The organism is Pseudomonas sp. WS 5071 (assembly GCF_012985765.1).
Classification (GTDB): domain Bacteria; phylum Pseudomonadota; class Gammaproteobacteria; order Pseudomonadales; family Pseudomonadaceae; genus Aquipseudomonas; species Aquipseudomonas lundensis_A.
In genome coordinates this window covers 84,945-95,452 of the sequence record NZ_JAAQWY010000019.1, presented here as the reverse complement: position 1 = coordinate 95,452, position 10,508 = coordinate 84,945, and the positions used below count along the sequence as shown (strand labels likewise).

The window sequence follows — 10,508 nt, the reverse complement described above, 5'->3', positions numbered from 1 at the left end:
AACACGGAGAACCGGTCGAAAAAGCTCTCCGTACATGATTTTTCGGTCACTTTTCGTCCAATGACGCTGTAGGTGCCTGGAAAATTGCAACTTGCCGCGGCTGCACGACAAGTTGATCGGAGCATCCCTAGTGCGCGAGAGCATCAATGCACAAGCTGCTGTTGAGCAAGCCCATAATGGACTCATCACAATTAAGCCTAGCAATCTCAACTACGACGCTAACGGCAACCTGCAAGGAATTAAGCATAGTGTTGTTAGTGGCACCCATGCTACTGGCAAGCATCAAACAGAAACCATGAAAGCTATTAGAGCTGATATCTATAAACGTTTTGGAGTAACAGAATGAACATGCACTTTATGTCTGAAGGTGAACGCCAGTACATTGAGAAGCGTAAGGCTGCATTGGCTGCAACTGCTGAATGGATTGATAGCAAGAACTCTAAACTTGTAGGAGAGGTTAAAACCTACAAGGGCGTTGAGTATCAGATGGAACCTCGCGGCACCTATGTGTGCCTCAACCAATCAGCATCAAGTAATTTAAGCGGCTCATTCACATCAGCATTTGCCCTACATAAAATTATAGATGACCTTAAGACCACCAAAAAGCCACAAGAAACCAAATGAACACAGCTTTAAGCTGGCTTATTACAGCATCAATATTACACACAACCTATTCCATACTTTTAAAAATCGCAACACTGACACTAACCCTACTTGCCTAACAAGGAACCCACATGGTATCGCAAGAAGACTTTGTGTTGATACCGAATATCAACCCTACCACTCCATTCCTACAACCGACTGCCGTTAGGCGCAGAGTAGCTAAACTACTGATAGCAGCCAAAGACAACAATCAAAGCCTTATCAAGCTAGCTAGAGAAAACCGCCTCACCATCCAACAGGCTTATTACATCTCCCACTACAATAGCGAAGATATTGACACTTATAAAAAATACCACAAAGGACAATATGAATTCTAAGACACTATTTATTGCCGAGGCGCTCCCCGGTAGTGGCAAGTCTACAAAGTTTATTCAATCCCTCCCCGAGCTAATCCTTGACAGTCACATTGTGTATGCAATGCCTACTAACGCGCTTATTAAAGAGTTAGCTTTAGACATCAAGCTAAAAGTAGGCTTCTCTCCCACAGTTATTACTTCAGACACTACAGATCATGTCACAGTAAGCGTAGAGAGAGCCCTAGCAGCTCGCTCACAGCCTTTGATTATGCTCACCCATGAAGCCCTAAGACGTATAGATGCTCGCCTCCTAGCGGGCTGGGAGCTTGTTGTAGATGAGGTGCCTAGTGTTTCTGACTGCAAGGGCTATCAGTTTGACAGCATCAGCTATCTTGGGAGTATTGGTAACTACCTTACCGTTACCCCTGAAAAGAAAGCTGAGATTAAGCCTGAGAGTATTGCCCTTGTTGAGAATATGATTAAAGCCAAGGACAGTAGCGCACTGAGCGAGTCAGCCCTAGACGTACTGAAAGCTATGCTAACACCTAAATGTAGTGTTGAGGTGGAAGCTCAGAACACTAAAGGCAAGCGTCTTGTACGCATTGTGCGCTATAGAGATTTCCTACCTGCCTTCTCATACGCTAACAGCGTCCACATCCTAGCTAACAATGTGCGCGACACACTTCTGGGTATCCATGCCAAGCATCAAGGATGGGGATTTGAGCCTTCTCTTTTCACCCCTGAATTCGATGGTTATGGTAAGCGTGTTGAGCTACACCCTTTCCTTACTAGCAAGTACTCTAAGACCCAAAGCATGATGCAACGTAATGGCAAGCCTGCCGACACTTGGGATGATGGTGTACAGCTAGCTGATTGGTTGCGCTGTATCACAGCTATGGTTGGTGACGAGAAAGGTCTAGCCTTTGCACACCAATGGATGAACCATAACTTCAATGATAACATCACTAAGCTGCCTATTGATAGCAGGGGTATTAACGGCTATCAAGATAGACACATTGCTATATGCCTTCAGCATGGAAACGTAAGCCCTGATGATGGATTAAGCTTTCACACTCTAGGTGAGATGTTAGGTGTTCCTGTTGCTGAAGTACGAAAAGCAATTGAGTTTGAGCGCTTCTATGAAAGCACCCTACAAGCTGTAGCCAGAACCTCACTGAGAGACAGAAGCAGCACAGAGCCAGTCACATTATTTGTTCAGAGTATGGACATGGCTGCGTACCTTCAAAGCAAGCTAGGCCGCTTAGCTACTATCAACACTGAATTGAGCATGACTCCTTGGGAGAAGGAGCAATCAGAGAAGAAGAAAGACAAGGCCCTTCTTCAAGCTCAGGCAGTATCATTGCTGATTGAGGACGGTATGAATAGAAAGGAAATTGCAGAGAATCTGGGAGTTCCATACAAATCTATTCGCAATTGGACAGCTGGACTCAAACAAGCAGCATAATGCCCAACGTCGACATGCTTTTTGCCCAATTTTCCTTAAAGACTCCTTAAGAGATTTTGGGCAATTTATACAATACTAAGGCCATTACTTCTTAGATACCTCTAAGGACAGATGGTCCTATTAAATACTTTTATTTTATTTCTACCAGACCTAAGAAACAAGTATTTAAAAGCAAAAGCAACGTCAGCATAGCTGACAAAGAGCACGCATTCAAAGAGAGGATCAAAGGCGGGACTGCTTACCAGCTAATCGCTCTTGATCTTTCTTTAATGCGTATGCCACTACGTGGCGCGCTCTTGCTTCTGCTGTCACGCAGTGACTCCTACTGAAAGTCCATTACTACCAATCTAACAAATCAAGAGTACATATGAAAACCATAGACAGCCATAAGAAAAGCTACATCGAATCATTCTCACATTCAAATCTAGCAGACAAGCTAGGCATTAGCCTTACATCACTTGACGCCCAAGCAGAGTCGTTAGGCTGGAAGGATGAGCACCGCTTGTATTGGTTTGATAAGTCAGTGGAGATTCTAAAACAAGAACTAGTTAACGGGAATGTATCAGCCGTTAAGGAAATGCTAAAGTTAACTGGTGCTATCAGACCTGTTGGCAGACCTCGTAAGCTAGATGTAGAGCGTCACATAGCCATAGAAGCCAAAGTAGCTGAAGAATGGGCTACAGATGTACGAAGGATGAGTATTGTTTAGGATAATTATTTAGTTAATGAGAAGGAGCGTATTGACTCTAAGCTATACCCACCACATTAATATGGCAATTTCACACGTATCTATACCAGGTTATTTTCTAGGGGATTCCTAGATGCCCTTCTCGGGTGCTCAATGCGTTACCACACTGGCCGTTCTTCACAGAGGCTAGCGCCTTCTGTGCCTGATAGTTCAGCTACCAGTAACCTGCCCTTCTAACAAAGCCAGAAGGGGTAAGCCAGCGTATAAAGCTACGCCTTGCTGGGGAGTTCTACCAACCATCCTCCCATTGTTTGCTTAGCTTTCATGTTACAACTACACCACTTAAGGTTCCGCCATAACGCTATTCACTTCGCAGCGCCTCCTAATGAGACATACAGTTCAGCTTACACCTAGCCCGTTTGCTATGAAGCGATTTATACAGCGCAACTCATAAAAAATCAAGATTGACTGTTATCCATCAAATTCATCACACAAGCCCTAGCATGGTCAATATGCGCCTGTTGTCCGAATTTGTTCTCGATAATCCTTAACCCAGCAATTAGAAACCTACACGAGTCCTGAGCTACAGCCTCTACTGTATGCCCTTCAGATTTCAGGTGAGAGAGCATTAGCATGTGCATATTGCAACCACCCTCCTCCATAGCCCCATGATAGAGACTGCGGTGCATACCAATAAAATCAGCAACTTGATTCCCAAATGCCTTCCCCCGCCAAGCTGCATATATCCCACCGAGCATAGCAACCACCTTAAACTAACCAATGGATGATTAATTTGTAGCAGAAATTCAGGAGCTCCATTGCATAAGAAGGAGCCCACCCCTACACCCCCTGCTCTCCCCCTCGACTAGCTCGCACAGATACTCAAACAGCAACCCTCAATGTGTGCGTAGAAACAAACACAAGGGGGGGGGTCTGTAGAGCGTCAGCCGTTAGGCGCTTAGGACACAGCAGGCACGTAGCTCAGTTGGTTAGTAGCCTGCCCTTGTGAGGCACGAACAACGGGCAAGGGAGTGAGCTTGCGAACGTACCACCACCTAGACAAGAAAGGGCTCAAGCTATATGTATCAATAGGTTAGGCATAGCCATTCACAATTCAGAGTGTGAACAGAGGCAGGCATGAATTCACGTTCACATTGCCTTGTGTGAACGAAGCCTATAATTTGTGAACGTTTTCTTAGACAACAAAAAAGGGCCCACCTTTCGGTGAGCCCTTCTAGACCGCCCAGCAGAGCGGATTTTGTTTGGTAGGCGCGATTGGACTCGAACCAACGACCCCCACCATGTCAAGGTGGTGCTCTAACCAACTGAGCTACGTGCCTGCTGTGGGGTCGCATTCTATAGATTTACGGAGGTGTGTCAACACCTTTTTTGCAGGTAACTCTATGAATTGTCGAAATTTTTATTTGAAGCGCAAAAATACTCGCCACTGGGTAGCTGGCGGGGGGATTTCAAGTCAGGTAGCATCGCCCGCACTCGTAAAAAATATAAAACAGAGATTGCAAAATGGCGAACACTGCATATCCCCAGTCTTATTACGCGGCCTCGGCAAATCCGGCCCCTGAGCGCCCCGCGCTGCAAGGCGAGGTCGAGACGGATGTGTGTGTGATTGGCGCCGGCTATACCGGGCTGTCGAGTGCGCTGTTTTTGCTTGAAAACGGTTTTAGGGTGACGGTACTGGAAGCAGCCAAAGTGGGGTTTGGAGCTTCCGGCCGTAATGGCGGTCAGATCGTGAACAGTTACAGCCGCGATATTGATGTCATTGAGCGTTCTGTTGGTGCAAAGCAGGCTCAACTCTTGGGTCAGATGGCATTTGAAGGGGGCAAGATCATTCGTGATCGTGTGGCCAAGTACCAGATTCAATGCGACCTGAAAGACGGGGGTGTTTTTGCCGCCATCACGAGCAAGCAAATGGGTCATTTGGAAGCCCAGAAGAAACTCTGGGAGCGCTATGGCAATAACCGGCTGGAATTGCTGGACCAACGCCGGATCCGCGAAGTTGTCGCTTGCGATCAATACCAGGGCGGTTTGCTGGACATGAGCGGCGGTCATATTCACCCGCTTAATCTGGCCTTGGGCGAAGCGGCTGCGGTTGAATCGCTGGGCGGCATTGTCTATGAGCAATCGCCTGCCGTGCGCATTGAGCGCGGTGCCAACCCCGTGGTGTATACGCCGCAAGGCAAAGTCAGGGCAAAGTTCATCATCGTGGCCGGCAATGCCTATCTGGGCAATCTGGTGCCAGAACTGGCTGCCAAGTCGATGCCGTGTGGCACTCAAGTCATTACCACAGAACCGCTGGGGGACGACTTGGCCAATACGCTGTTGCCCCAAGATTACTGTGTGGAAGATTGCAACTACCTGCTGGATTACTATCGCTTGTCCGGTGATAAGCGTCTGATCTTCGGCGGCGGTGTGGTCTATGGCGCTCGGGACCCGGCGAACATCGAAGCGATCATTCGCCCAAAGATGCTCAAGGCATTCCCGCAGTTAAAAGACGTCAAGGTTGACTACGCGTGGACCGGCAACTTTTTGCTGACGCTGTCCCGCCTTCCACAAGTAGGTCGCATCGGCGACAACATTTATTACTCGCAGGGCTGCAGCGGCCATGGCGTGACCTATACGCACCTCGCGGGCAAAGTGCTGGCTGAAGCACTGCGCGGCCAGGCAGAGCGCTTTGATGCGTTCGCTGATCTGCCCCACTACCCGTTCCCGGGTGGCCAATTGCTGCGCACTCCTCTGACAGCTCTAGGTGCCTGGTACTACAGCCTGCGCGACAAGCTGGGCTTCTGACCGGTGCTTCATCGAAAACGGCGCTTGGGCGCCGTTTTTTATTTCCCGCTATTTTTGCGCGTCGAGCGCTTGAATCGCTCTGGCGCTTGCCTGCTCTTGCCCGGCATGCGCCAGTGACTCGGCCGCTTTAATCCAGCGCGCCTTGTCGACGTTGGCGGGTAGCTGGCCCGGCGAAAGTATCAGCACCGCCCAACTCCCCTCTGCTTTCCAGGCAGACTCAAACGTGTTGAAGGTCATCTGACGCCGCCGCTCCATGCCGGCACGCAACAATACAGTCTGTTTGTGGCGGTCATAACCCACCACCATGGCGTAGCGAGGCGTAGACCAGACAATCCCATCGGCGAATCGCACCATGACCGGATAGCCCGCTGCCACCTGCGTCAGCACGGCGGACAGCGATGGGTCCACTGGGTAAACCATGAACCCGTATTGCTCAGCCAAGGCCAGCATGTTGCTTTGTAAAGCTTGCTCTGCTTGCGGCAATTTCAGAGGCTTGGTCAACAGGCCGGGCGTTGTACCGACCCGCTGTTCGTTGAACATGCTTGCCAACACGTGCGGCCCGCTTTGATGAGCATTGCCGCGAAAAAATGGCACGCCGTTAAGCTCAACCCGCTCTGGCAGTTGGCGAACCTCAGGTCGCTGAACGCTGGCGCAGCTCACTACAGTTAACGCCAGAGCCGCCGCCCATACCATTCGCGCCACGCTCAACCCTTTAATTCCCTGCATGCACCCTCGCCTTGAATGGTTCCAGACTGTCAGTCCGGCATGGTTGCCGATCTTAAGGCTGGAGTGATGCGAGGTATAGCCTTAACACCCAGTAAAGCGCGTGATTTAGAGCCAATCAGTTGAACACTCACGACCTTTGGTCAATAGCTTGAAACACTCCAGCGGCTAGACTGTCACTTCTAATGTGTGTGTGCCCAACATGGGCAAAGGAGGCACTCATGAGCCCGGCATTAACGCTTTTCCTGTTGTTCAGCGGCTGGTTGGCCGTCGCCGCCGCCATGCTGTGGGGTGTGATGCGTATCAGTCGTCGTCACCATCACCCGCAACCCAAGGTTGAACCTAAAGCGCTTACCACCAAGACCGCCATCAAAGCAGCGAACGCCCATTAAAAAACCGTTCACTTCATGAAAGTGGACGGTTTTTGTGTGCAGCTTCAGCGATTACTTAGCCAACCCCGCCTGGCGTTTTTCCCGCACCCTTCGGGCCAATATGTTGAGCGTTTCGACTGTGGCCGAGAATGCCATCGCTGCATACACATACCCTTTAGGCACATGGGCGCCGAACCCTTCGGCAATCAGCGTCATACCGATCATGATCAGGAAGGCCAGGGCCAGCATCACCACGGTCGGATTTTCATTGATGAACTTGGCCAATGGTTCCGAGGCCAGCAACATCACCAGTACGGCAACCACAACGGCGATGACCATGATCGGCAAATGCTCGGTCATACCCACGGCGGTAATAATGCTGTCAATCGAGAAGACCAGATCCAGCATTAGAATTTGCCCGATCGCGGCAGCAAACCCTAACGAGACGCCAGATGATTTGCCCTCGGTCTCACCTTCAGCCTGCGGGCTCATGTTGTGATGGATTTCACTGGTGGCCTTCCAGACCAGGAACAGGCCGCCAGCGATCAGAATCATGTCCTTCCAGGAAAAGGCCTGCCCCAGCACGTCTAAGACCGGAGTGGTCAATTGCACGATGTAAGCGATCGTGCTCAGCAACCCCAGGCGCAGAATTAGCGCCATGCCAATACCGATCCGGCGTGCCTTGGTACGAAATTTCTCAGGCAGTTTGTTGGTCAGGATCGAAATAAAGATCAAATTATCGATCCCCAGCACGATCTCCATGACGATCAGCGTGGCCAGGGCGATCCAGGCAGTGGGGCTGGCAGCCAGTTGTAAAAGGTAATCCATAGGTGCGTTCGGACTCAGGTGTAGGACGAATTAAATGGCTTGTGAGGATTGCTTATTGTCTTGCGCTGACGTCTCTGGCTCGGCCGGGGCTGAGCCCGTCGCTTCATTGAGCGCCTGTTCAGCGGCTTTGTGGGTATCGTCAATGGCCTGCTTTGCGCTCTCGGCCGTTTTACTGAGCATCTGCTGCGCAGCTTTCTCAGCCTGATCACACCCACTCGTCATTAAAACTGCTGCAACAAGCAGTGTAGCAACGCCCAGTTTTGTCATCGTCATCCTGCGTTTCCTCTCGAAATCAATGGTCACGGCTAACGCACGCGAATAGCGCGAGAGTCTAGGCAGACAAACAGTTCAGTAAAATTCGTATTTTTAAAGGTTATACTTCGGTTTTTACGAAGTATTGCAGAGCAAATGCTTAATTATCGACAGTTGCACTACTTTTGGGTGGTGGCTAAAACCGGCAGCATTGTTCGTGCCTGCGAGCAACTCAACCTCACCCCCCAGACCATCAGTGGCCAAATCAGCCTGCTTGAGCAAACGTATGGCTTGCCCCTGTTTCAGCGGGTCGGCCGGCAACTGGAATTGACCGAAACCGGTCGTCAAGTACTGCCTTATGCTGAGCAGATGTTCCAGCTGGGCAGCGAACTGGAAAGCATGCTGCGCATGTCCCCCAAGGAACAACAGATTTTGTTCCGCGTGGGTGTGGCGGATGTCGTGCCCAAATCGATTGTGTACCGGCTGATTGCGCCAACCATGGCGCTGGAGGCGCCCATCCGCATCACGTGCCGCGAAGACAAACTGGATCGTTTGCTCGCAGATCTGGCTATTCAGCGGCTGGATCTGGTGATTTCCGATAGCCCCATGCCTTCCCACCTCGACATTAAAGGCTTAAGTCAGAAGCTGGGTGAGTGTGGCATCAGTTTTTTTGCCACAGCCCTGTTGGCCAAAGACTACTTGCACAATTTCCCCCACTGCTTGCAGGGAGCCCCGTTGTTGATTCCGGGCTCTGAAACCGTGTTGCGCAGCCGACTGTTGCGCTGGCTGGCCGAACAGCACATTCAGCCGCGCATCGTCGGTGAGTTCGACGACAGCGCGCTGATGCAAGCCTTTGGACAGTCAGGTACGGGCGTTTTCATCGCCCCCAGCGTGATCGCTGAAGAAGTGATACGTCAGTTTGACGTGAAACTGATCGGCCAGACCAACGCCGTGACCGAATCGTTTTACGCCATCACCGTAGAACGCAAGATCAAGCACCCCGGAATCGTTGCGATTACTGAAGGTGCACGGCGCGAACTGTTCACCGATCTAGAGCGTTAAGCACACACTGCGCGGTTTTTAGACGTCATTAACAACAGGGCAAGCAGGATCGACACCAAAATAAAGCCCGCCGCTGCAAAGCCAAGGCTACCCAGGCCGTAATGGTCGATCACCCGGCCGCCTACCATGGCGCCCAGCCCGATCCCCAGGTTCGCCCCTGCGATGTTCAGCGAAGCCGCAAAGGCCGGCGCGTGGGGCGCCACTTTCATCAGGCGCACATGGCTGACCAGAAACAGCGCGGCTTGCGTCACACCCCATACGCCCATGGCCGCCGCCAACCCCAGCGTGGAGTGAATGCTAGGCACCAATGCCACCATGCCGCCAATCATGAAGGCGCAAAACACCATCGAGGCAATCAGCGGATGACGATCGACCATACGACCGCCTAACGAATTGCCGATCAACCCGACAGCACCGAAGCCCATGAGACACCATCCCACTAACGTGCCGTCGAAACCCGCAAGGCGCTCGAGAATGTCCGCCAAATAGGTGTAAGCGGTAAACATGCCGCTGAACACTAAGACCGACAAGACAACGTGACCGATCATCAACGGGCTGCGCAGCATGCCGAATTGAGAGCGCAACGTGACGGCGTCTTTGACCACCCGCGTTGAAGGCAGATAGATCCACAACAGCAAAGCCTTGGCCAGGGCCACCACGGCCAGGATGCCGAACGCACTGCGCCATCCCCACGCATCCGAAATCAACGTGCCTACCGGAATACCGAAGACCGTCGCACACACAATGCCGAAACCGATTTTGGCGATCGCACGCCCCGCATAGTCAGGGCCCACAATGTCTACCGCTGTTTCACTGGCCAGCGCCCAAAATACCGGCAAGCCCAAGGCAGGCAACAACCGCGCAAAAGCCATCACCCAAATGTTCGGTGCCAATGCGGCAACCGTGTTGGCAAACGCGAACATCAACAAAATGCCGATAAACAGGCGTTTACGCTCAAATCTGGCGAAATAAGCCGTTAAAAAAGGACCAAGAGCCGCGACAGTAAAGGCGAACAACGTCACTAACAGCCCGGCCTGAGGCACGCTGACATCAAGGTCCCGAGCAATAGAGGGCAGCAAGCCGACGATGATGAACTCGGTCGTGAGCACGGTAAAACCGGCCGCAGACAGCAGCAGGATGGGCAACAGCATGAATAACTCCAGAGACGGCAAGGCCAGCGAAAGCCAAGTGGCCCGCTGATTTGAATAAGAGTGGATAGCGCAATGGTAACAGAATGATTCGCAGCACGTACCCGCCGAATCCACGGCCCTGACACGGGTGCAGATGTGACAGATTGCCCTTGAGCAGGAAAGTTCCCGCATCCCTATGATAAAGTCCGCGCCCCGCCATGG

General features: G+C 51.3%; 12 protein-coding genes and 1 tRNA gene. 8 read left to right on the top strand and 5 right to left on the bottom strand.

The genetic code is table 11. From position 1 onward, the window contains the following. Positions 1 to 130: 130 nt before the first annotated feature. From HBN61_RS13465 to HBN61_RS13445, 5 genes are all read left to right on the top strand, one after another. Positions 131 to 346 (top strand): hypothetical protein, encoded by a 216-nt coding sequence (locus tag HBN61_RS13465; RefSeq protein WP_178088789.1) that lies wholly within the window; start codon positions 131 to 133, stop codon positions 344 to 346. After that, positions 343 to 624, top strand: a complete 282-nt coding sequence (locus tag HBN61_RS13460; protein ID WP_170046960.1) for a hypothetical protein — start codon at positions 343 to 345, stop codon at positions 622 to 624. Before HBN61_RS13465 ends, HBN61_RS13460 begins: the two co-directional genes overlap by 4 nt. 110 nt (positions 625 to 734) lie before the next feature. Further along, positions 735 to 980 carry a hypothetical protein gene (locus tag HBN61_RS13455; protein WP_170046959.1) on the top strand — a complete coding sequence of 82 codons (246 nt, stop codon included), beginning with the start codon at positions 735 to 737 and terminating at the stop codon, positions 978 to 980. After that, positions 970 to 2,424, top strand: a complete 1,455-nt coding sequence (locus HBN61_RS13450; protein ID WP_170046958.1) for a DEAD/DEAH box helicase family protein — start codon at positions 970 to 972, stop codon at positions 2,422 to 2,424. The genes HBN61_RS13455 and HBN61_RS13450 overlap by 11 nt, the downstream gene beginning before the upstream one ends. A gap of 367 nt (positions 2,425 to 2,791) precedes the next feature. Further along, the gene (locus HBN61_RS13445; RefSeq protein ID WP_133077232.1) at positions 2,792 to 3,133 is read left to right on the top strand and encodes a hypothetical protein; all 342 of its coding nucleotides are present in this window, start codon (positions 2,792 to 2,794) and stop codon (positions 3,131 to 3,133) included. Between the two features lie 1,242 nt (positions 3,134 to 4,375). Here the strand turns inward: HBN61_RS13445 and HBN61_RS13440 are convergent. Beyond that, positions 4,376 to 4,452: transfer RNA gene (locus HBN61_RS13440), tRNA-Val, on the bottom strand. A gap of 184 nt (positions 4,453 to 4,636) precedes the next feature. Between HBN61_RS13440 and HBN61_RS13435 the strand changes: the two genes are divergently transcribed. Continuing rightward, positions 4,637 to 5,920 (top strand): NAD(P)/FAD-dependent oxidoreductase, encoded by a 1,284-nt coding sequence (locus HBN61_RS13435; protein ID WP_094995168.1) that lies wholly within the window; start codon positions 4,637 to 4,639, stop codon positions 5,918 to 5,920. A 48-nt stretch (positions 5,921 to 5,968) separates the two neighbouring features. On the opposite strand, the gene HBN61_RS13430 is transcribed toward HBN61_RS13435, so the two are convergent. Continuing rightward, on the bottom strand, positions 5,969 to 6,646 hold the full coding sequence (locus HBN61_RS13430) for a PA2778 family cysteine peptidase (RefSeq protein ID WP_170046957.1): 678 nt from the start codon (positions 6,644 to 6,646) through the stop codon (positions 5,969 to 5,971). Between the two features lie 218 nt (positions 6,647 to 6,864). On the opposite strand from HBN61_RS13430, the gene HBN61_RS13425 reads away from it, so the two are divergent. Further along, a complete protein-coding gene (locus tag HBN61_RS13425) occupies positions 6,865 to 7,035 on the top strand; it encodes a hypothetical protein (protein ID WP_169963378.1) in 171 nt (56 codons plus the stop codon). A gap of 51 nt (positions 7,036 to 7,086) precedes the next feature. Here HBN61_RS13425 and HBN61_RS13420 read toward each other — a convergent pair whose 3' ends face one another. Together HBN61_RS13420 and HBN61_RS13415 are read right to left on the bottom strand one after the other, a co-directional pair. Further along, on the bottom strand, positions 7,087 to 7,842 hold the full coding sequence (locus HBN61_RS13420) for a TerC family protein (RefSeq protein ID WP_169963380.1): 756 nt from the start codon (positions 7,840 to 7,842) through the stop codon (positions 7,087 to 7,089). A 30-nt stretch (positions 7,843 to 7,872) separates the two neighbouring features. Then, positions 7,873 to 8,115, bottom strand: a complete 243-nt coding sequence (locus tag HBN61_RS13415; protein WP_169963382.1) for a hypothetical protein — start codon at positions 8,113 to 8,115, stop codon at positions 7,873 to 7,875. A gap of 135 nt (positions 8,116 to 8,250) precedes the next feature. On the opposite strand from HBN61_RS13415, the gene nhaR reads away from it, so the two are divergent. Further along, on the top strand, positions 8,251 to 9,156 hold the full coding sequence (gene nhaR, locus HBN61_RS13410; RefSeq protein WP_170046956.1) for a transcriptional activator NhaR: 906 nt from the start codon (positions 8,251 to 8,253) through the stop codon (positions 9,154 to 9,156). On the opposite strand, the gene HBN61_RS13405 is transcribed toward nhaR, so the two are convergent. After that, a complete protein-coding gene (locus HBN61_RS13405; RefSeq protein WP_094995164.1) occupies positions 9,153 to 10,307 on the bottom strand; it encodes an MFS transporter in 1,155 nt (384 codons plus the stop codon). The two genes, nhaR and HBN61_RS13405, sit on opposite strands and share 4 nt — an antisense overlap. Positions 10,308 to 10,508 lie beyond the last annotated feature (201 nt).